The 26,623-nt window shown below is 62.9% G+C and carries 22 protein-coding genes and 2 tRNA genes; 14 read left to right on the plus strand and 10 right to left on the minus strand.

The annotated features are described in order from the left end of the window. Window positions 1-72: 72 nt before the first annotated feature. Window positions 73-1,170, minus strand: coding sequence for a ParB/RepB/Spo0J family partition protein (locus tag GTW58_RS09675; RefSeq protein ID WP_232818072.1), 1,098 nt, complete (start codon window positions 1,168-1,170; stop codon window positions 73-75). Between GTW58_RS09675 and GTW58_RS09680 the strand changes: the two genes are divergently transcribed. Then, window positions 1,160-1,519, plus strand: a complete 360-nt coding sequence (locus tag GTW58_RS09680; RefSeq protein ID WP_157980516.1) for a hypothetical protein — start codon at window positions 1,160-1,162, stop codon at window positions 1,517-1,519. The genes GTW58_RS09675 and GTW58_RS09680 overlap by 11 nt on opposite strands. 377 nt (window positions 1,520-1,896) lie before the next feature. Here the strand turns inward: GTW58_RS09680 and GTW58_RS09685 are convergent, their stop codons facing one another. From GTW58_RS09685 to rpmH, 7 genes are all read right to left on the minus strand, one after another. Next, window positions 1,897-2,751 carry a ParA family protein gene (locus GTW58_RS09685; protein ID WP_119933249.1) on the minus strand — a complete coding sequence of 285 codons (855 nt, stop codon included), beginning with the start codon at window positions 2,749-2,751 and terminating at the stop codon, window positions 1,897-1,899. A gap of 284 nt (window positions 2,752-3,035) precedes the next feature. Continuing rightward, on the minus strand, window positions 3,036-3,716 hold the full coding sequence (rsmG, locus tag GTW58_RS09690; RefSeq protein ID WP_119933250.1) for a 16S rRNA (guanine(527)-N(7))-methyltransferase RsmG: 681 nt from the start codon (window positions 3,714-3,716) through the stop codon (window positions 3,036-3,038). Between the two features lie 42 nt (window positions 3,717-3,758). Beyond that, a complete protein-coding gene (locus GTW58_RS09695; protein ID WP_081993598.1) occupies window positions 3,759-4,403 on the minus strand; it encodes a Jag family protein in 645 nt (214 codons plus the stop codon). Window positions 4,404-4,489: 86 nt separating this feature from the next. Then, window positions 4,490-5,635 carry a membrane protein insertase YidC gene (yidC, locus tag GTW58_RS09700; RefSeq protein WP_119933251.1) on the minus strand — a complete coding sequence of 382 codons (1,146 nt, stop codon included), beginning with the start codon at window positions 5,633-5,635 and terminating at the stop codon, window positions 4,490-4,492. A 33-nt stretch (window positions 5,636-5,668) separates the two neighbouring features. Further along, window positions 5,669-6,175 carry a membrane protein insertion efficiency factor YidD gene (gene yidD, locus GTW58_RS09705; protein WP_119933252.1) on the minus strand — a complete coding sequence of 169 codons (507 nt, stop codon included), beginning with the start codon at window positions 6,173-6,175 and terminating at the stop codon, window positions 5,669-5,671. Beyond that, the gene (gene rnpA, locus GTW58_RS09710; protein ID WP_047688576.1) at window positions 6,168-6,530 is read right to left on the minus strand and encodes a ribonuclease P protein component; all 363 of its coding nucleotides are present in this window, start codon (window positions 6,528-6,530) and stop codon (window positions 6,168-6,170) included. Before rnpA ends, yidD begins: the two co-directional genes overlap by 8 nt. A 95-nt stretch (window positions 6,531-6,625) precedes the next feature. Further along, window positions 6,626-6,763 carry a 50S ribosomal protein L34 gene (rpmH, locus tag GTW58_RS09715; RefSeq protein WP_047688574.1) on the minus strand — a complete coding sequence of 46 codons (138 nt, stop codon included), beginning with the start codon at window positions 6,761-6,763 and terminating at the stop codon, window positions 6,626-6,628. Between the two features lie 597 nt (window positions 6,764-7,360). Between rpmH and dnaA the strand changes: the two genes are divergently transcribed. From dnaA to GTW58_RS09770, 12 genes are all read left to right on the plus strand, one after another. Further along, entirely contained in the window at window positions 7,361-8,983 is a 1,623-nt protein-coding gene (dnaA, locus tag GTW58_RS09720; protein ID WP_209436496.1) for a chromosomal replication initiator protein DnaA, read from the plus strand. Window positions 8,984-9,575: 592 nt separating this feature from the next. Continuing rightward, a complete protein-coding gene (dnaN, locus tag GTW58_RS09725) occupies window positions 9,576-10,700 on the plus strand; it encodes a DNA polymerase III subunit beta (RefSeq protein ID WP_047688568.1) in 1,125 nt (374 codons plus the stop codon). 9 nt (window positions 10,701-10,709) lie between these two features. Beyond that, on the plus strand, window positions 10,710-11,948 hold the full coding sequence (gene recF, locus GTW58_RS09730) for a DNA replication/repair protein RecF (protein WP_119933254.1): 1,239 nt from the start codon (window positions 10,710-10,712) through the stop codon (window positions 11,946-11,948). Between the two features lies 1 nt (window position 11,949). Further along, window positions 11,950-12,615 (plus strand): DciA family protein, encoded by a 666-nt coding sequence (locus tag GTW58_RS09735; RefSeq protein ID WP_342453305.1) that lies wholly within the window; start codon window positions 11,950-11,952, stop codon window positions 12,613-12,615. A gap of 371 nt (window positions 12,616-12,986) precedes the next feature. After that, window positions 12,987-15,098 carry a DNA topoisomerase (ATP-hydrolyzing) subunit B gene (gene gyrB / locus GTW58_RS09740; protein ID WP_119933255.1) on the plus strand — a complete coding sequence of 704 codons (2,112 nt, stop codon included), beginning with the start codon at window positions 12,987-12,989 and terminating at the stop codon, window positions 15,096-15,098. A 103-nt stretch (window positions 15,099-15,201) separates the two neighbouring features. Beyond that, window positions 15,202-17,886, plus strand: coding sequence for a DNA gyrase subunit A (gyrA, locus tag GTW58_RS09745; protein ID WP_119933256.1), 2,685 nt, complete (start codon window positions 15,202-15,204; stop codon window positions 17,884-17,886). Beyond that, entirely contained in the window at window positions 17,883-18,464 is a 582-nt protein-coding gene (locus GTW58_RS09750; protein ID WP_047688561.1) for a DUF3566 domain-containing protein, read from the plus strand. The genes gyrA and GTW58_RS09750 overlap by 4 nt, the downstream gene beginning before the upstream one ends. 92 nt (window positions 18,465-18,556) lie before the next feature. Further along, window positions 18,557-18,630, plus strand: a tRNA-Ile gene (locus GTW58_RS09755). A 32-nt stretch (window positions 18,631-18,662) separates the two neighbouring features. Then, window positions 18,663-18,794 carry a DLW-39 family protein gene (locus GTW58_RS14340; protein ID WP_209436494.1) on the plus strand — a complete coding sequence of 44 codons (132 nt, stop codon included), beginning with the start codon at window positions 18,663-18,665 and terminating at the stop codon, window positions 18,792-18,794. A gap of 41 nt (window positions 18,795-18,835) precedes the next feature. Next, window positions 18,836-18,908, plus strand: a tRNA-Ala gene (locus GTW58_RS09760). 422 nt (window positions 18,909-19,330) lie between these two features. After that, window positions 19,331-22,033: a phosphoenolpyruvate--protein phosphotransferase gene (ptsP, locus tag GTW58_RS09765; RefSeq protein ID WP_119933257.1), complete on the plus strand. Its 2,703-nt coding sequence runs from the start codon at window positions 19,331-19,333 to the stop codon at window positions 22,031-22,033. A gap of 38 nt (window positions 22,034-22,071) precedes the next feature. Continuing rightward, complete coding sequence (locus tag GTW58_RS09770) at window positions 22,072-23,991, plus strand: PTS transporter subunit EIIB (RefSeq protein ID WP_119933258.1); 1,920 nt, start codon at window positions 22,072-22,074, stop codon at window positions 23,989-23,991. 90 nt (window positions 23,992-24,081) lie between these two features. Here the strand turns inward: GTW58_RS09770 and GTW58_RS09775 are convergent, their stop codons facing one another. Next, the gene (locus tag GTW58_RS09775) at window positions 24,082-24,222 is read right to left on the minus strand and encodes a hypothetical protein (protein WP_157980517.1); all 141 of its coding nucleotides are present in this window, start codon (window positions 24,220-24,222) and stop codon (window positions 24,082-24,084) included. A 146-nt stretch (window positions 24,223-24,368) separates the two neighbouring features. Here GTW58_RS09775 and GTW58_RS09780 point away from each other — a divergent pair, with 146 nt between their 5' ends. Next, the gene (locus GTW58_RS09780) at window positions 24,369-25,358 is read left to right on the plus strand and encodes an IS481 family transposase (RefSeq protein WP_119933259.1); all 990 of its coding nucleotides are present in this window, start codon (window positions 24,369-24,371) and stop codon (window positions 25,356-25,358) included. Here the strand turns inward: GTW58_RS09780 and GTW58_RS09785 are convergent. After that, on the minus strand, window positions 25,347-26,438 hold the full coding sequence (locus tag GTW58_RS09785) for an MFS transporter (RefSeq protein ID WP_198673436.1): 1,092 nt from the start codon (window positions 26,436-26,438) through the stop codon (window positions 25,347-25,349). The two genes, GTW58_RS09780 and GTW58_RS09785, sit on opposite strands and share 12 nt — an antisense overlap. Between the last annotated feature and the right edge of the window lie 185 nt (window positions 26,439-26,623).

Consider the following 26,623-nt stretch of genomic DNA (forward strand, 5'->3'; position numbering starts at 1 on the left):
TCAGGTTTCACGTGAAACGGCCCGGAACACATGGTGTTCCGGGCCGTTTTGCTTGCTGGTGCGCCAGCGGGATCAGTCCTGGTTCTCCGGCAATCCTTGCGGATCCAAGACTGAGATGATGCGGTTCAGGTCCGCCACAGAGGCGAACTCAATCATCATGCGACCCTTCCTGGCCCCAAGGTTGATTTTCACACTTGTGTCCAACTTGTCTGAGAAGGCATCGGCAATGTAGTCCAAACGCTCCCGATGCCGTTCTTGAGTAGCGGCACTGCGGCGAACCGCAGGCTTTCGGCTTTTGTTCAACGTGACAGCTTCTTCCGTGGCGCGAACTGAAAGTCCCTCCGCCACAATTCGCTGCGCCAGACGCTCCATCTCCGCAGGATCCTCAAGGGACAAGAGAGCACGTGCGTGCCCAGCAGAGAGCACACCGGCAGCCACTCGGCGTTGAACCAACGCCGGCAGACGCAGCAGGCGCAAGGTGTTGCTGATCTGCGGACGAGAACGCCCAATTCTGCGGGACAGCTCTTCCTGAGAGGCGCCGAATTCTTCCAAGAGCTGCTGGTATGCGGCTGCCTCCTCCAGCGGATTCAACTGAGAACGATGCAGATTCTCCAACAGTGCGTCACGGAGCAGGTCATCGTCGCTGGTTTCACGAACAATGGCTGGGATGGTCTCTAGCCCTGCACGCTGAGTGGCCCTCCAACGCCGCTCACCCATGACCAGCTCGTACTTGGGGCCCTCCGTTTCACGTGAAACACGGACCACTACAGGCTGCAGCACGCCCAGTTCACCGATGGAATAAGCCAGCTCGGCCAGTTCGTCTTCGTCAAAGACTTGTCTAGGCTGTTTGCGGTTCGGGTGGATGTCCTTGACGTTCAATTCCGCAAAACTGGCCCCGGGCACGAGCTGCAGCTCAGCAGCAGTGTCGGGTTCAACCCCAACGGCGCCGGTGTCCGCACCCGACGCACCATCAGGCGCTGCAATGACGTCACTCGGGTCAGGGACCGACTCAGAGGACATTGGGGCGGTCGCCGTTTCACGTGAAACGCCACGCGAATCCACAGTCTCAGGCGGTGTCTCAACCGACCAGTCAGAGACAACATTCTTAGGCGACTCTGTCACGGCCTGTTCGCCAGCGTTTGTTCCGCTCGGCCCTGGCGTGAAGAACATGTCGGATGGTCGCTGTGTGGCAGAGTTCCTGGCTGCGACCCCCATGTCCATGCGCGCCTTCATGGCCTTTTGCCGTGCCTCAGCGCTGACGGTCCGCTTCCTGGACTTGGGTGTTTCACGTGAAACCGTGTCCTCAGTTTCGGCAGGAGAAACCTTGGCTGCGGTCTCGGCACTCGACTTTGACGCTTTAGCACTGGATGAAGCCTTCTTCTTGCCCTTCTTGGGGCCAGTGGTCGGCTGTTTCCGACTGCTTTGGGGGCCGGGTGTACTGTTGGACGCCTCATTGGCCACGGCATCTACAGCAGGGGTGGACCGTTCCATACTGCGTGGCTCAGCGTTGACTGTCTGACGTGAGTTCACCGGCGAGCCACTGGACGCATCGATTGCAACGGACGCTTCACGTAAAACGGGCGTCCCGGACCGTTCCGACGCCTCGGAACCATGATCTTGAGCTTCTGTACTGACCTCCCGGGGAGTCTCCGTCGGTGCACTGGGAATGAGTGCCCCCAGTCCTCGTCCCAAACCTCTGCGTCGCTCTGCCATCTTGTGCTCCCGTCCAGTAGACAATCTGCATCATTCTACGTTGGAGGGCTCACTCGAATGGTGCGTTTCACGTGAAACATCCGACCCAACAACCTGCTCACTTCGGACACAAAGCAATGGCCCCGTTTCACGTGAAACGGGGCCATGATGGGCGCTCAAGTACTCAGATCATCACGGATCCTGTCACGACGACGCGCCCCGTTCAGCAATCTCAGCAGCAGCCTCCAAATAGGCCAAGGCACCCGTGGACTGGGGATCGTAGGTGATCACGGACTGCTGGTAGCTGGGAGCTTCAGAGATCCTGACGGAACGCGGAATCATGGTCTGCAAGACCTTTTCAGGGAAGTGGCTGCGCACTTCCTCGGCCACCTGGGAGGCCAGATTGGTGCGGCCGTCGTACATAGTCATCATGATGGTGGAAACCTCAAGCTCCGGGTTGAGGTGCTTCTGGATCATGGTGATGTTGTTCAACAGCTGGCTCAATCCTTCCAGTGCGTAGTACTCACACTGAATGGGAATCAGGACCTCGGTGGCTGCCACAAAAGCGTTGATGGTCAGCAGCCCCAAGCTGGGCGGGCAGTCGATGAACACGTAGTCCAAGCGCTCCAGGCCGGCAGCTTCACGGTCCTTCTGGTATTGCGCAATGGCCCGAGACAACCGTTGTTCGCGGGCCACCATGGAGACCAGTTCAATCTCCGCACCTGCCAAGTCAATGGTGGCCGGTGCAACAAACAGACGGTCAGTCTCTGGGGAGGCCACCACCACGTCGTTTAAGGGCATCTCGTCCACCAACACGTCATAGGTGCTGTCCACCTCCGTGGTGTGGGGGACGCCCAGTGCGGTGGAGGCATTGCCCTGTGGATCGTTGTCGATCACCAGTACGTTCTGACCATGCTTGGCCAGTGCCACCGCAAGGTTCACGGACGTACTGGTCTTGCCCACCCCGCCCTTCTGGTTGCTGATGGTGAAGATCCGGGTGCGCTCCGGGGACTTCACGTTCAGATTCTGCAACCGTTCCCGGCGCTGATTCTCTTCCATGAGCTTCCTCCCGAGCGGGCTGTCTCCCGCGGTGTGCTGCAATGATACTGTGGTGGGTTTGGGTTCGCGCACCGTGGTTCTGGCACGGTCGGGAACCATGGGCTCAGCTGAACCAGCGGGATCAGGTGGCATTCCAACGTCTGCAGCCCCGCGCTGCTGGTGCCTTGACATCAATGAGCCTCCATTGGTTCATATGTGACGTAGATCACTTTTGATCTGAATCTTCAGACCAGCCGGCTCCACCCTACCCGTTGGGTTTTGGTGGATGTCCCCGGCACGTGCGGTCACAGGCTGAGACGCACAACGGTGGTGGGTTCCGTCAACAGTTCCGCCCCCACTGTCAGGATCTCCGTGTCCTGGACCTTCCACCGCTTCAGAGATTTGCGGGCCTTGTCGATCTCTTCGGCAGCGCTGCGTCCCTTCAGAGCCAGCAACTGCCCGTGACCGTTGAGCAGGGGGAGGGTGATGTCCACAAGCCCGGAGAGTGCGGAGACCGCCCGTGCCGTGACCACGTCGATCTCATCCACCTGTTCCTTGGCCTGCTCCCCACGCGCACGCAAGATCCTCACATTGCTCAGCTGCAGGTCATCCACCACTTCCTGCAGCCACACCACTCGCCGTTCCAAGGGTTCGATCAGCGTGAAGTGAGCGTCGGGACGCGCCAGGGCAAGACACAACCCTGGCAGTCCCGCACCGGATCCGACGTCGGCAATGCGCGCGGTATCCGGAATCAGTTCCTGCACCACGGCGCAGTTGAGAACGTGGCGCTCCCACAGCCGCGGTACCTCCCGCGGTCCGATCAGACCGCGGACAATTCCCGACGACGCCAGGTGCGCCACGTAACGCTTGGCCAAGGGCAGTCCGTCGACAAAGAGCTCCTCGGCTGCCGCCAGTGCATCTCCCTCAAGAACCGGTGGCTGTTGAGGCTCGGGGGCGCGGCGCTGTGAATCGGAGATGGTGTCCATGATCTGTTCAGCTCTCTGTGTGCGTTCCTGTTGGGGGAAACCTCAGTTCTGAACAGTCACCACAATGTGGCGGTTGGCCCCTTCACCTTCGGACTCGGAATGCAGCCCGGCCTCGGCAACGACGTCGTGAACAATCTTGCGCTCGTACGGTGACAGCGGGTCCAGGTGGATGCCCTCTCCGGTGGAGCGGGCCTCCTCCACAGCCTTCATGGCCATGTCCCTCAGCTTCTCCGCCCGCTGTGCCCGGTGCCCGGCAATGTCCAGCACCAGGCGGCTGCGGTGCTCCGTGGTGGCCAGCACTGCAAGTCGAACCAGTTCCTGCAGAGAGTCCAGGACTTCACCGTTGGAGCCCACCAGGATGTTGAGGTCCTCGGAAGATTCGTCCTCGGTCAGTACGGAAAGGTAGGTCCGGCCGTTGCGGACCTCGATGTCGATGTCCCCGTCCAGATCCGCCAGGTCCAGCAACTCTTCCAGGTAGTCCGCTGCCACCTCGCCCTCCTCCACCAGAGGGTCCAGGGCGTCGTCGTCGGTGGCGTCTGTGGCAGCAGGGACCGACTGGTCCTGGGCGGAGGACTCTGCCGGAACCTCCACGTCAGCGGCCACGGCCGCCGCATCCACGTGCTGCCCTGGCTGTACGTCACTCACGTCAGTGGTTTCGGCGGCAACTTCTGAGGCGTTCTCACTCATGGGGACTCCTTGTGAACTGTGCGTGGCCCGTGGCCCAGGCCAACGGGGATGTGGTCAAGGGCGGGAGCCTTGCTCCGCGCGACCACCTACTTCTTCTTGAGGGCGGAGGAGCCGGATCCACCGCGCTTGCGCGGTTTGTTGGCCGGATTGCCAGAGGTGTTCTGCGGGGTCTCCACCACCTGCTGGTCCTGGCCCGTGACGTCCTCGGCCGTGCCATCCACAACCTCACCGGCAGCAGGCTGGTTCTGCTGACCCTGGCCCTTCTTGGCCTGGGCCTTCTGGCGCTTCTTGCTCATGGGCTGCTGACGCTGACCGGCAGCCGCCTTGGCACGAGCTTCCTCGACCTCGGCCTCGTGCTCTTCCTTGGTCTTGCCCATGGGCGGCAGGCCCTTGGCGGCGCGACGTTCGTTGAGCTCACGCTCGGCCTGAGAACCCGGAGTGGGGTTGCGGCGGATCATCCAGTACTGCTGACCCATGGACCACAGGTTGGACACGGTCCAGTAGATCAGCACACCGATCGGGAAGTTGATGCCCGTGATGGCAAAGATGATCGGGAAGATGTAGATGATCATCTGCTGCTGGCGGTACATGGGCGACTGCTTGGTCGCCTCGGACACGTTCTTGCCCGCCAACTGCTTCTGGGAGATGAACATGGTCACGGTCATGGCGATCACCAGAACCACGGCAATGATCACCGTGGAGGTGTGGTTGCCATCGCCCGGGGCGCGCAGCGTGGAGAACAGCGGGGCGCCGAACAGGGTGCCGTCGTTGAACTGATGGATCATCTGGGCGTTGAGCACCAGGATACCCTCGTCGCGCTCGGCGGCACCGCGCACGCCGTTGAGCACCTGGAACAGACCAAAGAAGATCGGCATCTGAGCCAGGATCGGCAGACAGGAGGCCAACGGGTTGACGTTGTGCTTCTTGTAGAGGGCCATCTGCTCCTGGGCCATGGCCTGGCGGGAGACCTGGTCAGTCTTGCCTTTGTACTTGGCCTGCAACTTGGCCATCTCAGGCTGGATGACCTGCATGCCGCGCATGGAACGGATCTGCTTCATGAACAGCGGGATGGTCAGGGTTCGCATGACCAAGGTCAGGCCCACAATGGACAGCACCCAGGTCCAACCGCTGGCCGGGTCCATGCCAATGGCGGTGAAGGCCGAGTGGAAGACCCACAGCACGGCAGACACGGCCCATTTGAAGGGCCAAAGAATCAGATTGAAAAAGTTCATGGTTCATCTCCTTGGGCCACATCCGGCAGCCCGTCAAGAAACTTGAGGCTCTGCCGGGGAACTCTGCCGCGTCGTGTGATCAGCGGGGCTCGAGGATGCAGCCGGGGCGAATGAGGCCAGCAGTCGTGCTCGGTCCTCGGGGGTGGGGTGGTTCAACAACACGATCTTGGGCAGCTGCTCCACGGAGGTGAACGGCCGCCCGCCGTCGGGAACTCTGTCGATTCCGCCGGCCGCCCACGGGTGGCAACGCAGCAGTCTGCGCACTGTCAGTCCCAGTCCACGCAGTGCTCCGTGCCGGGTCAGGGACTCCAGGCCGTAGGCCGAGCAGGTGGGGAAGTGTTTGCACACGTCCCCGTACAGCGGTGAGACCAGCGCGCGGTACATCTTCAGACCGGCGATCAACAGGTTCTGCGGCAGCAACCACAGGATCTGGAAGGCGTTGTTGGGGTGAACGAATTCCGAGGGTGCGGCGTCGAACAAGTCTTGGGAGGATTCGTGCTGCCGGCCGGCAACCCCGTGGTGGTGGCGCGGCTCAGTCATGGCTGCCACCTGCAAATGCTTTGGTGTGTGCTTTGGCCCATGCCGAGTTCCAGTCACCGGAGAGTTGGCTGAAAGTGGCATGTGCAGATGGCGGCAGGGCACGGACCACGACGTCGTAACCGGCGGGGTGGGTCTGCAAGCTCTGTTCCACCAGGGAACGCAGACGGCGCTTGACCTTGTTGCGGGTCACGGCGTTGCCCACGGCCTTGGAGACCACGAACCCGGCACGAACTGGTTGTTGTGACGCGGTGGGGTGTACGTAGACGACAACGTTCCGGCGACCCTGGCGGGCCCCGGAACGTGTGGTCGCTGCAAAGAGCGTGGACGTGCGCATCCTGTGCTGTGAAGGAAGCACGCGCTCACCCCTTGTGGATTGTGGTCGAACACCTCACCCCAGTATCGCCGGACTCCCTGGGAACCGGCGAACCCTCAGGTGAGGGACGAACGATCTCAGGCAGAGAGGGAGGCGCGGCCCTTGGAACGGCGGGCAGCCAGGATGGCGCGGCCGGCGCGGGTGCGCATGCGGGCACGGAAGCCGTGCTTCTTGGCACGACGACGGTTGTTCGGCTGGAAAGTGCGCTTGCTCATGGTGTTACTCCCGAAAAAGGAAGGGTGAACGGTTCAACGCGGTGATTGGGGCACACAGCCGAAGATCCAAGGAACTGGCGCGCAGCCACCCGCTCATCCGCTGAGCCGGTCCACCTTTGCGGTGGTCAAGTGGGATGTGTCCCCGGCGACCGCGGATCAATGTACGGGCGCAATGCAGACACAAGACTGCCCAAGTCTAGGGAGCACAAGGGGTCCGGTCAACTGCGCGTGAGCCAAATCGCCTTGCAGTCGCCAGATGTTCTCCGGGCTGCCCACAGCTGTGCACGGTTGCGAAAAATTCTTGTGGATAACCCCAGCCGCCCGCATCCCAACGACGGCGCGGGAGCAAGCGTGTAACTACAAAAGTGTAGTTCCATTCTGCCCTGTTTTTTCACTAGGAGCACCCTCGGCTGGTGCTCTAGGCTGACGTTCGCGTCCCGCCCCCCAACGCGATATCCACCGCTGTGAACAACTCTGTGGAAATCGGGGCACATGCCACCGACCGGAGAGATCCGGCACGCCGACTAGAGAGTCTCGGAGCCCACCGCAGTGAGTCTTCAGCAAAACCCCGTGCTCGACACTCAGTGGGCGCAATGCATGGAGGCCCTGACCTCAGATCCTGACGTCAGCGCACGTCACCGCGGATTCTTGGGTCTTGCTCAGCCACGTGGGCTGATGGGCACCACCTTGTTGGTGGCTGTGCCCAACGAACTCACCCGTGAAGTTTTCCAATCCACCATTGCCGTGGCCGTCAACCGCGCGGTGACCCGGGTGTTCGGAGCGGACACCCTGATGGCCGTGGTGGTGGACACGGAGTTGGGGGAAACCCCCACCAGCGCGCCGACGCGAACCGAGTCTTCCGCACCGTCCCTGCCTCCTTTGGAGGAACTGGAGGCGGAGCGCGGTCTCTCCAGCGCCCAGTCCCTCAGAACTGCCGAACCTGTGGCTGCTCAACCGCAGACCCCCGTTGCACAGCACGCACCGGAACACGGTGGACCTGAGGCCGAGTCCAGCGAGCCTGCTTCACCGGCCGCCACGACTCCGGCCGCGCCTGTGGCCTCGGCCAGTCCGGTGGCCTCGGCCGACTCCGTGACCCTGGCTGCTCCATCGAGCCAGGCCACCCCGCGCACTGATGCCGAGGATCACGGAACGGCCACCGCGGAAACCGCGAAATGGAACTCCTCGGCCCGACTGAACCCCAAGTACATCTTTGAGACCTTTGTGATCGGTCAGTCCAACCGGTTCGCCCACGCCGCAGCCTTTGCCGTGGCGGAGACCCCGGCCAAGGCCTACAACCCACTGTTCATCTACGGGGATTCCGGCTTGGGCAAGACCCACCTGCTGCACGCGATCGGGCACTACGGCAAGCGGCTCTATCCGGAGATGCGGGTGCGCTATGTGAACTCGGAGGAGTTCACCAATGACTTCATCAACTCGATCCGCGATGACGAGGGGTCTTCCTTCAAGGAGATCTACCGCAACGTGGACATGTTGTTGATTGACGACATCCAGTTCCTGGCCGGCAAGGAGCACACCCAGGAGGAGTTCTTCCACACCTTCAACTCCTTGCACAATCACGAGAAGCAGATCGTGATCACCTCTGACATGCCGCCCAAGCAGCTCACGGGTTTTGCCGACCGCATGCGCTCACGCTTCGAGTGGGGTCTGATCACGGACGTCCAGCCCCCGGAGCTGGAGACCCGTATTGCGATTCTGCGCAAGAAGGCTGATGCCGACGGTATGAAGGCTTCCCCGGAGGTCCTGGAGTACATCGCGTCCCACATCTCCACCAACATCCGCGAGTTGGAGGGCGCGTTGATCCGCGTGACCGCCTTTGCCTCCTTGAACAAGCAGGAGGTGGATCTTCCGCTGGCGGAGCTGGTCCTGAAGGACCTGATCACTGACGACGACGGTGGCGAGATCACGGCTGCCACCATCCTGGGGCAGACCGCCGCGTATTTTGACATCTCCTTGGACGAGCTGAAGTCCAAGTCCCGGACCAGGACCCTGGTGACGGCTCGTCAGATCGCCATGTATCTGCTGCGTGAGCTCACGGACATGTCCCTGCCCAAGATCGGCCAGGAGTTGGGCGGACGCGACCACACCACGGTCATGCACGCTGACCGCAAGATTCGCACTCTGATGGCTGAGCGGCGCCAGATCTTCAACCAAGTGACCGAGTTGACCAACCGGATCAAGCAGCAGCAGCGCACCGGATGATGCGCGGGTGACCGGATCCAGCCCCGGGAGTGACTCACACGAGGCCGCTCCCGGGGCTTTTCCACACCCTGATCTTCACGACGACGTGCAGTGGAAGTTTTGTAATCACAAGAAGTTGGGGCGCTGTGGACCGCCTGTGCACGGAGCACAATCACCAACTGTGGACAACTCTGTGGAGAACTCCCAAGCTTCCGTGGACAACACGTCATCAGCGGTGGAGTGGATGTGGAGACTGCCGTAATGACAAGGATGTTCTTCCACTGCAACCGTGGCGATCGGTGGATGCAGAACCACAAGAAACCCACAAGCAGATCAGCCCCAGGACGGACTCAAAGGCGGTTTTCCACATCTTCCACAGGGGTTATTAACACTCCTACCTACTTTTTCTTCACGCCGAACAACGTTTGGACTCCTGCCTGCGTGGCTCTGTAATTACACGAATCCGCCGCGCCCTGTTGCCGTGAACGCATCAGGGCAACATCCACAGCCAATGCACTCCGGATGGCTCAAACACACCAGCGCCGATAGCATGCTGTAGTTGTGCGTGCGGTCGTAGAACGCATGACAGGTGCGAACGAAAGGCTGCCACCCCGTGAAGTTCTCTGTGGAACGTGACGTCCTGGCCGAGGCCGTGACCTGGACTGCCCGGTCCCTGTCTCCCCGTCCCCCGGTTCCTGTGCTCTCCGGGCTGTTGTTGAAGGCTGAAGCAGGTCAGGTGTCCCTGGCCGGTTTTGACTACGAGATCTCTTCCCGGGTCTCGATCGATGCCCAGATCGAAGAAGAGGGAACCACCTTGGTCTCCGGCCGCCTGCTAGCAGACATTTGCCGTTCCTTGCCGTCAGCTCCCGTGGATGTGGTGGCTGAGGAGGGCAAGCTGACCTTGACCTGCCGTTCCTCCCGGTTCAACCTGGCAGCCATGCCGGTGGAGGAGTACCCGGAACTGCCCGGTCTGCCGGACGTTTCCGGTGTGGTGGACGGTGGTGAGTTCGCCCAGGCCGTGGCGCAGGTCAACATTGCAGCCTCCAAGGACGACACCTTGCCGATCCTCACCGGTGTGCGGGTGGAGATCGACGGCGAACGCATGACGCTGTTGGCCACGGACCGTTACCGCCTGGCCATGCGTGAGCTCACCTGGCGCCCGGGGTCTTCCTCCATGCAGACCTCCGCCCTGGTCAAGGCCAAGACCCTCAATGACATTGCCAAGACCTTGGGTCCTGCCGGTGATCTGAACATCGCGCTGTCCGATTCCGCCGAACTGGTGGGCTTTGAATCTGGTGGGCGGCGTACGACGTCGTTGTTGATTGACGGCGAGTACCCCAAGATCAGGTCCCTGTTCCCGGAATCCACCCCCATCACCGCCTCGGTCAAGACCACCGAACTGGTGGAAGCCGTGCGGCGTGTGTCCCTGGTGGCTGAGCGCAACACCCCGGTACGTCTGACGTTCACGGAAGGTCAGGTGGCCTTGGACGCCGGCACCGGTGAGGATGCTCAGGCATCCGAAATCATCGAGGCCAACCTGCAGGGCGAGGACATCACGGTGGCCTTCAACCCCACCTACCTCTCCGAGGGTCTGCACGCCTTTGGTTCGGACTATGTGCGGTTCTCCTTCACCGCCCCGCCCAAGCCGGCCGTGCTTTCCGCGCAGGCCGAGGCAGACGGTGAGGACCGGGATGACTACCGGTACCTGTTGATGCCGGTGCGCCTGCCCAACTCGTGATTGCCCAGCGTGCATCTTGAGTCGCTGGCTCTGCAGGACTTCCGCACCTACGAGTCCCTGAACCTGGAGCTGACCCCCGGCATCACGGTGTTCCTGGGTTCCAACGGCGTGGGCAAGACCAACATTGTGGAGGCCGTGGACTACGCCGCCACGTTGGGTTCTCACAGGGTTTCCACCACGGCTCCCATGATCCGCATGGGAGCTCAACGGGCCGTGATCCGTGCTGGGGTCCGGCGGGCCACACACCGCACCACCTTGGAATTCGCCCTGGAATCGGGCAAGGCCAACACGGTGGCCATCAACCATGGAGCCCCCACTCGTGCACGTGATGCCCTGGGGACGGTGCACACCGTGCTGTTCTCCCCGGAGGACCTGTCCCTGATCAAGGGGGATCCCTCCCACCGGAGGAACTTCCTGGATGACCTGGCCACTTCCATGCGCCCGTTTCTGGCGGGAGTCCGCGCTGACTACGACAAATCCGTCAAGCAGCGCAATGCGTTGCTGAAATCCGCCCGCGCTGCCGGACGGATCACGGAGGCGCATCTGGCCACCCTGGCTGCCTGGAACGATCAACTGGCAACCACAGGCGCACAGATCCTCTATGCCCGGATCCAACTGATCAAGGCATTGGAACCGGAGGTGCACCGTGCCTACGCCCAGTTGGCTGAGGGGCCACGTCTGCCAACACTGCAGTACCGATCGCAGGTGGTGCCGGCGGAGGCGGAGGGCCGGGTGGAAAACCTGGAGCATCTGAGTGTGGCGCAGCTGCGCGGGTTGATGCTCACGGCCTGTGATCAGATGCGGGACCGGGAGATCGAGCGGGCATCTTCCCTGGTGGGGCCCCACAGGGATGAACTCGAACTGACCCTTGGTCAACTGCCGGCCCGTGGCTATGCCTCCCACGGGGAGATGTGGTCCTACGCCTTGGCCCTGCGTCTGGGCTCCTGGTACGTGCACCTGGATGACGACCGCACGGAGGGTGCCTCCCCCATCCTGATCCTGGATGACGTGTTTGCGGAACTGGACGCCCGGCGTCGTGATCGGCTGGCCCAGGCCGTTGCCGGAGCCGAGCAGGTTCTGGTGACCGCAGCCGTTGATGCGGACGTCCCGCAGGCACTGCGGGAGGACCAGCGTCCAGTGACCGTTGTTCGGGTGACCCCGGGTCAGGCCGTGTTGACCGGTCCCGGCCACGACGCCGCCGTTGACCGTGCACCTGATGTGGAAACTGATCCGGGGCTGGGGGACTGAGATGACCACCCACCCGGATCCTTTTGAACCATCCGAGGTGATGGACCACATCCAGGCCGCTGAATCGGATGAGGCCGAGCTGAACGTGGTGCACATTGCGGATGAGGTGGATGCGGCTGCTGCCGCGTTGACCCGGATGCGCCACGCTGCAGAGGCCCGCGGCCAGGGCAGGCTCTACGGAGCTGCAGCCAAGGCGAACCTGCGGCAGTTCGGGGCAGCCATGGATGCGCGTACCGCCACACCCGTACGCCGGGGGGAGGAACAGACCGATCCGCGCCAGCTGGGTGGCTACTCCGGTTCGGGTACCTCCCGGCGTGACCCGCAGGGCGTGGGATCGGTGATGAGCAAGTTCGTGGCCGGACGCGGATGGCGCACCCCCATCAACGTGTGGTCCGTGATGGAGAAGTGGCCGCAGATCGTGGGCTCCTACGTGGCGCAGAACTGCACTCCGGAGACTTTTGAGGACACCGTGCTCACCGTCAGGTGCTCATCCACGGCACAGGCCACCAACCTACGGATGATGCAGTCCCAGATCCTGAAGAAAATCGAATCGGAGTTGGGCAGTGGAATCGTGACCCGTCTTGAGGTCCACGGCCCCGTGGCACCCAGTTGGAAGCACGGTCGGCGCACCGTCCGTGGACGCGGTCCCCGCGACACCTACGGGTGAGCCGTCCGGGACCGGAAGCACCACCATTCGTTCCGATTCGCTGAAGCCGTGCGTGGCTGACAGACCGCCTGGGAACCTTGGGAACGGCTGGGGACACAGGTGGCCGGTGGCAAATCGCTCCAATGCCCGATTTTTGCCCGCTAAGGGCCATTCCATGCTCGATCTGACGCTCTGATCCGTGTGAATCCGGTAAGATGAACCCAGACCAGAAACCCGCATGAAGCGCACGTGGCACAGGTCCTCAACCAGAGGGGCATCCCGTGCGATTTTTGTGCCTCCCGGTCATCACTGAAACCGTGGGCCGGCACGCGATTCGTCGTCGTGCCTGTCCCGGGTGAGCCGGGTGCAACTCCAGGAGGAACCAAAAGCTCGTGGCAGAAGAGCAGAGCTCGAACAGCGGTTACGGCGCCAGTGACATCACTGTCCTAGAAGGCCTGGAAGCGGTTCGCAAGCGCCCTGGCATGTACATCGGATCCACAGGCCCCCGTGGTCTGCACCACCTGGTGTATGAGGTCATCGACAACTCCGTGGATGAGGCCCTGGCCGGGTACTGCGACCACATCGAGGTGGCGCTGCAAGCCGACGGCGGCGTTCGCGTCACGGACAACGGCCGTGGCATCCCGGTGGACATGCACCCCACGGAAGGCAAACCCACCGTTGAGGTGGTCATGACCATCCTGCACGCCGGCGGCAAGTTCGGCGGCGGTGGATACGCGGTTTCCGGCGGTCTGCACGGTGTGGGCATCTCCGTGGTCAACGCCCTGTCCAAGCGCGTGGAGACCGAAGTCCGGCGCCAGGGCAACGCGTGGCGGATGACCTTTGCCAACGGCGGTGTCCCCCAGGGGGAAATCGTCAAGGGCGAGGAGACCGAGGCCACCGGAACCACCCAGACGTTCTGGGCCGATCCGGAGATCTTTGAAACCGTCGAGTACGACTTTGAAACCCTGCGGGCCCGGTTTCAGCAGATGGCCTTCCTGAACAAGGGCCTACGGATCACCCTCACCGACCAGCGTGCGTTGGATGACTCCGGGGACGAGGTTGCCGGTGAGAAGCGCGTGGAGATCACCGCTGAAGCGGTTGCCGATGAAATCGCGGCAGCTGACGGGCAGAGCTCGGACGGTTCCGGTGAAACCGCAGAGGCCGAGGTGCTCAACAAGGTGGGGGTCACCGCTGAGGGACACCGCAAGGTGGTCTACCAGTACGACGACGGCCTGCTGGACTACGTCACCTTCATCAACGACGGTAAGAAGGCCGAGCGCGTTCACGAGGACGTCATTGCCTTTGAGACCGAAGACGACGAGCGCAAGCTCTCCTTGGAAATCGCCATGCAGTGGACCACCGCCTACAGCGAGTCCGTGCACACCTATGCCAACACCATCAACACTCACGAGGGCGGCACCCACGAAGAAGGCTTCCGTGCGGCGCTGACCACGCTGATCAACCGCAAGGCCCGCGAGTTCAAACTGCTGCGGGACAAGGATGACAACCTCACCGGCGACGACGTCCGCGAGGGTCTGACCGCGGTGATCTCCGTGAAGCTCGGGGAACCGCAGTTCGAGGGTCAGACCAAGACCAAGCTGGGCAACTCTGAAGCCAAGCCGTTTGTGCAGCGTGTGGTCACGGACGAATTCGGTGACTGGCTGGAACGCAACCCGGCGGCCGGCAAGGACATCATCCGCAAGGCCATCAGTGCTTCCCAGGCGCGTCTTGCTGCGCGCAAGGCCCGTGAAACCACCCGCCGCAAGGGGCTGCTGGAATCCGGTGGAATGCCCGGCAAGCTCAAGGACTGCTCCTCCAAGGATCCGTCCCGCTCAGAGATCTATCTGGTGGAGGGTGACTCCGCAGGTGGCTCCGCCGTGCAGGGCCGCGATCCCGCACACCAGGCCATCCTGCCGCTGCGCGGCAAGATCCTGAACGTGGAGCGGGCCCGCCTGGACCGTGCGCTGTCCAATGCTGAGGTGCAGTCCATGATCACGGCTTTTGGCTCCGGGATCGGTGATGACTTCGACATCGAGAAGGCCCGGTACCACAAGATCGTGCTCATGGCGGATGCCGATGTGGACGGCCAGCACATCACCACGCTGCTGCTGACCTTGCTCTTCCGCTTCATGCGTCCGCTGATCGATCACGGCTACGTGTACCTGGCCCAGCCTCCGCTGTACCGCTTGAAGTGGTCCAACGCCCCGCACGACTACGTGTTCTCCGATGCTGAACGGGATGAGGCCCTGAAGGCCGGGTACGCCAAGAACCAACGTCTGCCCAAGGACAACGGGATCCAGCGGTACAAGGGTCTTGGTGAGATGTCCTACACGGAGCTGTGGGAAACCACCATGGACCCGGAGACCCGAACCCTGCTGCAGGTGACCATGGAGGATGCTGCAGCCGCCGAGCAGGTGTTCTCCGTGTTGATGGGTGAGGACGTCGAGTCCCGCAAGGAATTCATCCAGCAGAACGCCAAGGACATTCGCTTCCTGGACATCTGATCCTTCATGCCGCAAGCGACATATCACCAGATGAGAGTCGTATTGCTGAGCAGATCAGAGCCGGTGAAGCACAAGAGTTGAGACAAGGACGGACCAGGCACCAATGAGTGACGAAACTCAGGGAACGCCCGCAGAGCCCACCCCCGGGACGGATGCTGCAGCCCAAGTGGAGGCCACCACCCTGGATGGCGCCATCATCACCGAGCGCGTGGAGCAGGTGGACCTGCAGACGGAAATGCAGCGCTCCTACCTGGACTACGCCATGGCGGTCATCGTGGGCCGCGCGTTGCCGGATGTGCGCGACGGCTTGAAGCCCGTGCACCGCCGGGTGATCTACACCATGTACGACGGCGGTTTCCGCCCGGACCGCTCCTTCAACAAGTGCGCCCGCGTGGTGGGTGACGTCATGGGTCACTACCACCCCCACGGTGACTCCGCGATCTACGACGCCCTGGTCCGTCTGATCCAGCAGTGGGTCATGCGCTACCCGCTGGCCTTGGGTCAGGGCAACTTTGGTTCCCCGGGCAACGACGGCGCGGCCGCCCCGCGTTACACCGAGACCAAGATGGCGCCGTTGGCCATGGAGATGGTCCGGGACATCCACGAGGAAACCGTGGACTTCCAGGACAACTACGACGGCAAGAACCAGGAGCCCGTGGTTCTTCCCGCGCGTTTCCCCAACTTGTTGGCCAACGGTTCCTCCGGCATCGCCGTCGGAATGGCAACCAACATCCCCCCGCACAATCTGCGGGAACTGGCCGACGGTGTGCAGTGGGCGCTGCAGAACCCGGAAGCTTCCCGTGAAGAGTTGTTGGAGGCGCTGCTCAAGCGCATCAAGGGTCCTGACTTCCCCACGGGCGCCCAGATCCTGGGGCACAAGGGCATTGAGGACGCCTACCGCACCGGGCGCGGCTCCATCAAGATGCGGGCCGTGGTCAACGTGGAGGAGATCCAGGGGCGCACCTGCCTGGTGGTCACCGAGCTGCCCTACATGGTCAACCCGGACAACCTGGCCGTGAAAATTGCCGATCTGGTCAAGGACGGCAAGATCCCGGGCATCGCTGACATGCGCGATGAAACCTCCGGGCGAACCGGTCAGCGTCTGGTGATCGTGCTCAAACGGGATGCCATCCCCAAGGTGGTGCTCAACAACCTCTACAAGCACACCCCGCTGCAGGAGAACTTCTCCGCCAACATGCTGGCCCTGGTGGACGGTGTGCCGCGCACTCTGTCCCTGGATGCCTTCATCCGGCACTGGGCCAAGCACCAGATTGAAGTCATTGTCCGCCGTACCCAGTACCGTCTGCGCCAGGCCCAGGAGGAAGCCCACATCCTGCGCGGCCTGCTGAAGGCCCTGGACGCGTTGGACGAGGTCATTGCCCTGATCCGGCGTTCGCCCACCCCGGATGAGGCCCGTACCGGCTTGATGCAGCTTCTGGAGATCGATGAGGAACAGGCCCAGGCCATCCTCAACATGCAGTTGCGCCGCCTGGCAGCCTTGGAGCGTCAGAAGATCCAGGACCGTTTTGCGGAGCTGGAAGAGATGATTCGTAATTACGAATCCATCCTGGCTTCCGAGCAGCGTCAGCGGGAGATCATCTCCGAGGAACTGCAGGAGATCGTCCAGCGCTATGGGGACGACCGCCGCACGGAGATCCTCATGGGCTACGACGGCGACATGTCCGTGGAGGACCTGATCCCGGAAGAAGACGTGGTGGTCACCATCACCCGCGGCGGTTACGTCAAGCGCACTCGCTCGGACGAGTACCGTGCCCAGCGCCGTGGCGGCAAGGGTGTTCGCGGTGCCACCTTGCGCGGGGACGATGTGGTGGAGCACTTCTTCACCACCACCACGCACCGCTGGATCCTGTTCTTCACCAACTACGGCAGGGTCTACCGGACCAAGGCCTATGAGCTGCAGGAAGCCGGGCGCGACGCCAAGGGTCAGCACGTGGCCAACATCATGGCCTTCCAACCGGATGAACACATTGCCCAGGTCATGGAACTGGAGAGCTACCAGGACGCCCCGTACCTGGTGTTGGCCACCCGCCGCGGTCTGGTCAAGAAGACCCGTCTGGAGGATTACGACACCAACCGCGCTGCCGGGGTGATCGCCATCAACCTGCGTGAAGGTGATGAATTGGTCTCCGCCAAGTTGGTCTCCACCGAGGACGACATGCTCTTGGTCTCCCGCAACGGCCAGTCCTTGCGCTTCAGCGCCACGGATGACGCCCTGCGCCCCATGGGCCGGGCCACCTCCGGTGTGACCGGCATGAAGTTCCGCGCGGATGACGAACTCCTGGCCGCACAAGTGGTCCGGGACGGCACGGAGTCCTTTGTGTTCGTGGTGACGGAGGGTGGTTACGCCAAGCGCACCATCGTGGACCAGTACCGCGTCCAGGGCCGCGGCGGCTTGGGCATCAAGGTGGCCAAGCTCGACGACGACCGAGGCCGTCTGGCCGGTGCCCTGATTGTTGGCGAGAACGACGAAGTGATGGTGGTGATGTCCTCCGGCAAGGTGGTGCGCTCCGCCGTCGCCGAAGTTCCCGCCAAGGGACGCGACACCATGGGTGTGATCTTTGCCAAACCCGCCACCAACGATTCGATTGTGGGCGTGGCCTGGAATGCAGATCGCCACATTGAAGAAGACGTGGTGAATGACGCTGATGAGAACTCAGTGCCGGAAACCACGACTGCAACAGACGGTGAAGAGGATACGCCTGTGACATCATCAGCTGATCCCAATGACGTAACGTTGGATCCAGAAATCAACGGAGGTGACGCATGAGCCCGGAGGCACGTTCGAGCACGAGCGGTCGAACAACATCCAAGTCGGCTGCGGGTGCCAAGGGTCAGAAGACCTCAGGTTCTTCACCCTCCGGCGGCAATGCCGCGGGCTCGGCCGCATCCGGTTCCAACGCACCGGCCAAGGCAACCGAAAAGTCCACCAGGACCAACAACCGGCCCTCCACCAAGGGCCTGGTTCGCCCGGCACCGCGCGCCAAGGTGCGTCGCGCCCGCCTGGTGGTCTCCAAGGTGGACCCGTGGTCAGTGCTCAAGCTGGCGTTCCTGTTCTCCGTGGCATTGGGCATCATCACCCTGGTGGCTGCCGTTCTGCTGTGGATCCTCATGGACATCACGGGCCTGTTCGACGGCATCAACGAGCTCATGGGAATGCTTGCCGGTCCGGAAGGCTCCACGGACATCCGTGATGTGGTCTCCCTGGGACAAGTGGCCGTGATCGCCACCGTGTTCTCCGTGATCAACGTGATCTTGTTGACCCTGCTCTCCGTCCTGGCTTCCGTGCTCTACAACTTGGCAGCCGGCCTGATCGGCGGCATCGGTCTGACCCTGACCGACGACTGATCCGTGATCCTGCCGGTGCCCGCCGGTTTGTAGAGCTGGCGCAGCATCGTGTAAGGTCTTCTCTCGGTCCCAGCCGCATGGCAAGGACCCACGGGCGTATAGCTCAGACGGTTAGAGCGCTTCGCTGATAACGAAGAGGTCCCAGGTTCAATTCCTGGTACGCCCACGGAATCGATGTCCACAGCAAGGATTTGCGTCGTGAAGAAAGTTCTTCTCACCACAGCAGTCATTGTTTCGGGCGCGATTGCGGCAGGATTTGCCAACCAGCGGATCCAGTCACAGGAAGCGGATCGCCAAGCATGGAGTGAAGCAACCGACCCGGTTGAGTAGACTGCTCAACACCGTGCTGGTTCTTCTGAACCAGCAGTCACGGGGGCATGGCGCAATTGGTAGCGCATCTGCTTTGCAAGCAGAGGGTTAGGGGTTCGAGTCCCCTTGCCTCCACAACTGAATCAATCACAAGGCCCCGGGGTTAACGCTCCGGGGCCTTGTGCATGCACCGCAGGCTGTCCCTCTCCCCGTGAGATCACCGCCCGATGATGAGATCACCGGCAACGGGGTGTCATCTCACCAGTTGCCGGTGATCTCACGGGCGGGGCCACCAAACGCAAACGTACCCACAAAGACCCACAGGAAACCTGGAGCAACTGGAGCTGTGTCAGGTGGTGGAACGCTTACTGTTCAACTGCGCCTCAATCTGCTCCAGGCAGGGATCCACGGGGAGTCATTCACCACGGGCCCAAGGGTGTAAGGTCACGGTCGGTCACGTAGCTGATTGTGTTGTGCCACACGCGGAACAATGAGCGCTACCGTACAACTGCGCCCTGTGGCGCCCGCCCCTGATCAACGGAGAGAAGAGGGACGCAATGAGTGAGCCAACTGCGGCCACCGGGATCGATTTCATCGCTCCCCTGACTGGTGTTTTGGTACCGATCGAACAGGTGCCGGACCCGGTTTTCGCCCAGAAGATGATGGGTGAAGGTTTCTCGATCGACCCCTTGGCCGGTCAGCTGGTTTCGCCTCTCGCCGGTGAGGTGGTGGACCTTCAGCAGTCGGGCCACGCCGTGACCATTCGCTCCACGGAGGGTCTTGAGGTGCTCATGCACATCGGCCTGGACACCGTGGGTCTGCAGGGCCAGGGCTTCACCCCCTTGGTGGAACACGGTGCGCAGGTCACCGCGGGCCAGCCCTTGATCGACTTCGAGTTGGATTTCCTGGCTACGCGCGCCAAGAGCCTGCTCACCCAGATCGTGATCGTCAACTCCGATCTGCTCTCCTCCCTGACCCCCGAATCCGGTCTGGTGACTGCTGGTCAGGACGTGGCCGCCCGCGCTGAGCTCAAGTCCTCCACCCACCACGACGCCGCCGCCGGTTCCACCGCCGCTGGGGTTGCGGCCGGTGCAGGAGCTGGTGCAGCTGCAGGCGCTGCTGCCGGTACCCCCTGGGGTGAAGGAGCCGACTCCCAGGACGCAGCTCAGGGTGGCGCCACCACCGCCACTGCCGAGGTGCTGATCCCTAACCCCACCGGCATGCACGCCCGGCCCGCCGCCAACCTGGTCAATGTGGCCAAGGAGTTCGATTCCGAAATCCAGTTGGACAAGGAAGACGAATCCGGCAGTGCCAAGTCGATCGTCTCCATCCTGGCCATGGCCCTGGCCTACGGGGACAAGATGACCATCACCGCCACGGGCTCCGACGCCCAGGAGGCAGTCGATGCCCTGGTCCAAGCCATCAAGGACGGTCTAGGCGAAGAAGTTGGCACCATGCCTTCTGGCACCGCTGACACCGTGGCCACCCCGGCGGTTGCAGAAACCGCCGGCCTGAAGGCTCCGGAGGAAGAGGTCTCCCACGAACCCAAGTCCGGTGACCCCAACATCCTGCTGGGTGTCACGGCCTCCCCGGGTCTGGGAATCGGGCACGTGGTGCAGATGCGCCAGGCAGAGATCGAGGTCCAAGAGACCGCTGCGGATCCCACCCAGGAACGTGCCGCTCTGGACTCCGCCATCCAGTCCTCCATCGGTGAGCTGGGTGAGTTGGAGCAGCGCCTGACCAACGAGGGTTCAGCGGACAAGGCAGAGATCTTCCGCGCCCACCAGGAGATCCTGCGGGATCCCGAACTGGTCAACAACGCGCAGAAGAGCATTGACTCCGGCAAGAGCGCGGCATTCGCATGGCGTGAGTCCTACACGGGCTTTGCTTCCCAGCTGGAGGGCCTGGACAACGAGGTGCTGGCAGGGCGTGCCGCAGACATGCGCGACGTCGGTCAGCGCGTGCTGGCCACCCTGACCGGTCAGCACCAGGAGAAGGCCGAGCTTTCTGAAGGCACCATCCTGATCGCTGAGGACCTCACCCCCTCGGACACCGCCCAGCTGGATCGCTCCAAGGTGGTCGGCTTTGCCACCACGCAGGGTGGGGCCTCCTCCCACGTGGCCATCATCGCCCGGTCCATGGACATCCCCGCCGTCGCCGGCATTGAGAACCGTGCCCTTCAGATCTCGGAAGGGTCCCGTGTGGTGCTGGATGGCACTGCCGGAAAGCTGCAACTGAACCTCTCTGACGATGAGATCTCCGGGATCCAGGACCGTCAGCGCCGGATCGCAGAGCGCAAGGCCGTTGAGGACGCAGCCAAGGATGAACCGGCTGTGACCACGGATGGCCACCAGGTCGCCGTCGTTGCCAACATCGGCAGTGCAGCCGATGCCCGTGAAGCCGTGGCCCACGGTGCCGAAGGTGTGGGCCTGCTGCGTTCCGAGTTCGTGTTCATGGAGCGGCCCACGGCCCCCACTGAGCAGGAACAGGCCGATGTGTACGCGGAGTGCTCCCGTGCGTTGAAGCCCGGGCAGCCGCTGGTGCTGCGCGCCCTGGACGTGGGTGGGGACAAGCCGCTGAGCTACCTGCCCATCCCCAAGGAGGAGAACCCGTTCCTGGGCATCCGCGGTGTGCGTGTGGGTCTGGAACAGCCGGATGTGCTGCGCACCCAGCTGCGCGCCATCTTTGCGGCAGCTGACGCCGGAGCGGAACTGCACGTCATGTTCCCCATGATCGCCACCATCCAGGACTGGCGTGCCGCCAAGGCGATCTTTGACGAGGAGAAGGCTGCCTCCGGGATCACCACCACGGTTTCCTGCGGCATCATGATGGAGGTTCCCTCCGTTGCCGTGATGGCCCAGCAGTTCGCCGCTGAGGAAGGCTGTGACTTCTTCAGCGTGGGCACCAATGACCTCACCAGCTACACCCTGGCGATGGACCGCGGCCACCCCAAGCTGGCCGCACAGGTAGACCCGTGCAACCCCGCCGTGCTGACCCTGATCGGTCAGGCCGCTGCGGCGCTGCACGCCCAAGGAAAGTGGCTCGGGGTGTGCGGTGGCGTGGCCTCCGACCCCCAGGCCGTTCCGATCCTGGTTGGACTCGGCGTTGACGAGCTCAGCTGTTCCATCCCGGCAGTCGCCTCTGTTAAGGCAGCCGTCCGGGCCAATTCCCTGGAGCACTGCAAGGACCTGGCCGCCAAGGCTGTGACCTGCTCCACCCCTGAAGAGGTTCGCTCACTGGTCCCCGTGGACGAGTACTGATTCCTCAGCTTGAGCGAAAACTGACAAGGATCCCCTCCATGAGCAATTCAGCACAGCAGATTGTCGACGCCGTTGGTGGCCCCGACAACATTGCAAGCCTCACCCACTGCGCCACCCGCCTGCGTTTCCAGCTCAATGACGCAAGCGTTGTGGATGCCAAGAAGGTTGACTCGATCGACGGCGTGATGGGCTCCGTCCCACAGGCCGGTGAGCGTTACCAGGTGATCATCGGCGGCGCGGTTCAGTCCGTGTACAACGAGATCAACGCCCTGCCCGCCATGGCCAATGCCGGTGCCAATTCCGGTGGCGCCAAGGGTGGCCAGTCTGCGGAGGACATCAAGGCTGCCGCCCGTGCCCAGGGCCCGCGCGGCAAGTTCTCCTGGTTGGACAACTTCTTCGAGTTCCTCTCGGACTCATTCCGTCCCATCCTGGGTGCCCTGCTGGGTGCCTCCCTGTTCATCACCTTCATGGCGCTCATGGGCACCCTGGGCGTGATCGGCAACTGGGCTGACCCGCGTACGGACCTGCCGGCCTCCTGGCAGTTCGTGAACTTCATGTGGCAGTCCGTGTTCGTGTTCCTGCCGCTGATGGTGGCTTACAACGCCACCAAGAAGCTGGGAGCGGACCCGTGGGTGGGCTTTGCCGTGATGGCTCTGGTCATGCTGCCGGGGTTCTCCGCCATGGCCGAGCACCCGGACGCCTATCAGGCCAGCATTGCGGGCACTGATGTGACCCTGGTGGACATCTTCGGCATTCCGCTGACCATCTTTGGTTACGGCTCCCAGGTGTTCCCGCCGTTGCTGATGGCAGCCGTGTTGGGCCCCCTTTACAAGGGCCTGAAGAAGATCATCCCCGCCAACCTGCAGCTGATCTTTGTGCCGTTCCTGTCCATGTTGATCATGCTGCCGCTCACGGCCTTCCTGATCGGCCCCATCGGTGTGTTCGCCGGTGCCGGTCTGGCCAACGTGCTGCAGTCCGTGAACGACTTCTCCCCGTTCATCTTTGCCATCATCATCCCGCTGGCTTACCCGTTCATGGTTCCGTTGGGTCTGCACTGGCCGATCAACGCCATCATGCTGCTCAACATCCAGACCTTGGGCTTCGACTACATCCAGGGCCCCATGGGTGCGTGGAACTTCGCCTGCTTCGGTGCCACCGCCGGCGTGCTCTTCCTGGCCGTGAAGGACAAGGAAGTGCAAATGCGGCAGACGGCAACGGGTGCTCTGGCAGCCGGTCTGCTGGGTGGTATCTCCGAGCCCTCCCTGTACGGTATCCACCTGCGCTTCAAGCGGATCTACCCGCTGATGCTGGTTGGCTGTCTGGTGGGTGGCCTGGTCCAGGGCTTCGGCGGCGGCCAGGTGCACACCAACGCATTCGTGTTCACCTCCCTGCTGACCATCCCGGCCTTTGACCGCATCGGCCTCTACGCACTGTCCATCGGTGGCGCCTTCCTGGTGGCCATGCTGTTGGTCATCATCTTTGACTACCGCACCCCGGAGCAGCGCGCCGAGGCCAAGGCCGCCAAGGCTGCTGCTGACGGTCAGGACGTTGCAGGCGATGCCTCCATGCCCGGTGGCGTGGCTGGCGCTGCTCCCGCCGGTGTTGCTGCTGCGGACACCGCTGGTACCGGTTCCACTCGTGCCGCTGGCGCTGCCGGTTCTGCCAATGCCGCGGATCCCAAGGACGCCGTGAACGACGACGAACAGGCAAAAGCCAGCCAATGGTTGGCCGCCTTGGGCGGGCCGGAGAACGTGACTCAGACTGATGCTGTTGCGGAAACGCGACTGCGTGTTGAGGTCAAGGACTCGGCCAAGGTGGATCAGGAAGCCCTGAAGTCGGCCGGTTTGCCGGGTGCGGTTCAGGTCTCCTCCAACCTGTGGCACCTGGTGGCTGGTTCTGATGCCAACCAGTACGCAGCTGCCATGGCTGCCAAGGTGGGTGGCCAGCCGGTCGGCTGATCCTCAACTGCCTCCAGCCGAGTGGTCAAAAAACTCGCCCCTGAGCGCTCAGGGGCGAGTTTTTTGACCACTCGGATGGAGGTGGTGGTCTCAGCGTGAGTGACCGGAACGTGTGGATGCGGGCTTATTGTCCTCCAGGCGGAAGGCGAACAGGAGGATGGCAGCACCCAGCAGGGCCATGGCAGCTCCCACCAACGACGGCGTGCGGTAACCCAACCCGGCGGTGATCACCAGACCACCGGTCCAGGCGCCCAGGGCGTTGGCTAGATGTTGTGGGTCATGACGTTGTAGTCACGGAGCGAGGATGAACGAACGGGTCCCTGACCGGCACGATGGGTGGTGTCTAGACATCCGTCGCTTCGGGAGGAACCCGTTCCATGACCCACCGTAATTCGCCGCTGACCCCTGCCGGAAGACTCCGCCTTGTCCAACGTGTCGAAGATGATGGTCGACCCATCTCCCACGTCGCCGCCGAAGCAGGCATCGCCCGCGCCACCCTGACGAAGTGGGTCCACCGCTACCGCGACGACGGCTCTGGAGCATTGGAAGACCGCAGCAGCGCCCCAGCACGACGACCATCGCGACCACCGCTCGAGGCTCTCGAACTCATCGACACGTGGCGGCGAGAGCACAAATGGTCGGCCCGCCGTATCACGCTCGAGCTCGCCGGACGCGGCCACCACTACTGCGTTCGCACGATCGGCCGCTGGCTGAAGCGCCTCGGGATCTCTCGCCGCCGTGACCTCGATGCGACCGGGGAGAACAACCGCCAGACCGGGAAGATCATCGCCCGTTTCCCGGGCCACATGCTCCACCTGGACGTGAAGAAGGTCGGCCAGATCCCCGACGGCGGAGGCTGGCGTCTCCACGGCCGCGCCAGCAAACGGGCGCGCCATCAGCGCGTGGGCTACACCTATCTGCACTCCGCGATCGACGGCTACTCCCGTCTCGCATACACCGAAGGCCTCGGAAACGAGACCGCGGCGACCACCATCGGCTTCTTCTCTCGAGCGCGAGCATTCTTCGCTGCGCACGGCATCACTCGTCTGGTCCGGGTGATCACCGACAACGGCTCCAACTACCGCGCGAAGACCTTCGTACGCAGCGTGAACGCACATGCCTCACGGCATCAGCGGACCCGGCCCTACACACCACGGCACAACGGAAAAGTCGAGCGCTACCAGCGGATCCTCTCTGAGGAATGCCTCTACGCCCACGCCTTCCACTCCGAGCACGAGCGGCGTGAAGCGATCAGCGTCTGGGTCCATCATTACAACTATCATCGGCCGCACACCGCCTGCGCTGATCAGCCCCCGGCCGCCCGAGTCCACGAACGTGTCGACAACGTCATGACCTCATACAGCTAGATTCAGGGAGGCGTGGTTCATGGCTGCCCCCAGGGTCACAGCATCCCCTGCCACGTCCATGAGGCGCAGCTGGAGGTTGGTCACCAGGATGGATCCGATGGATGTGATCAGCAACAGCACCGGAAGTGCCCACCAGCCGGCGGGAATGACCACCCAGAAGAGCACCATCACCACGGCTGATCCGGCCGCCCCCAGCAGCAGGGACTTCCGGATGGACCACCGTGCCAGCTCACCGGCCAACCAGGTGCCCACGGTCATGCCCAGTCCAAAAGCCAGCAAAAAGACGGGAACGGTGGATGCGGCCAGCCCACCCACGTCCGTCACAGTGGTGGCGATGTAGGAGTAGATGGCGAACAGACCACCAAAGCCCACGGCACCGGCGCCCATGGTGAGCCACACCTGGCGGCGCCGGAAGAAGTCCTTGGCCTCCGCCAGACCCTTGGCGTGACGGTCACGTGGCGTGCGCGGCACAAAGATCATCACCAGTACCACGGTCAGCGCGGAGATGCCGGCGGCCAGCAGGTAGGTGGAACGCCAACCATAGATCTGTCCCATCCAGGTGGCGGCCGGGACGCCGATCACATTGGCGATGGACAAGCCCAGGAGCACACCGGCCACAGCGCGTCCACGGAACTGCGGTTGCACCGAACCAGCCGCCACCAGGGACGCCACCCCAAAGTATGCCCCGTGCGGCATGCCATCGAAGAACCTGGCCAGAGTGAACATCTGGTAGGACGTGGCCAAAGCACTGACTACGTTGAACAGCCCGTAGGCCCCCATCAGCCCCAGCAGCAGGCCCTTCCGCGGAAGCCGTGCCCCCAAGATGGAGAGCACCGGGACACCCACCACAACACCCAAGGCGTAGGCGGAGATCGCGTGACCGGCCTGGGGCTCGGAGACACCCAAGGACTCGGCAATCTGCGGCAGCACACCCATGGTCATGAACTCGGTGGTGCCAATGGCGAATCCACCCACGGACAGGGCAATGATGGCAATGACCGCGCGCCCCGTGGTGATGGCGGCGTCGTCGTGACCGCGGCCGGAGGATCGGGGAGGCGAGGGTGTGGAGGTACGTGCCACGGGTGTGGTTCCTGACGGTCGATGTGACGGCGCCCGGCCGGTGAATGCCGGTGATCTGGGGGTGAGGCCAACAATGACGGCAAACTCACGTGGTGCACGCGGAAGAACACGTGCCTGTCAACGGTCAGCCCGACTTCCCTGTGGGCGGTCAGGTGATCTCCCCGTGGGCGGACAGCTGATCTCCC

It is taken from the genome of Kocuria subflava (assembly GCF_012163155.1).
GTDB lineage: Bacteria > Actinomycetota > Actinomycetes > Actinomycetales > Micrococcaceae > Kocuria > Kocuria subflava.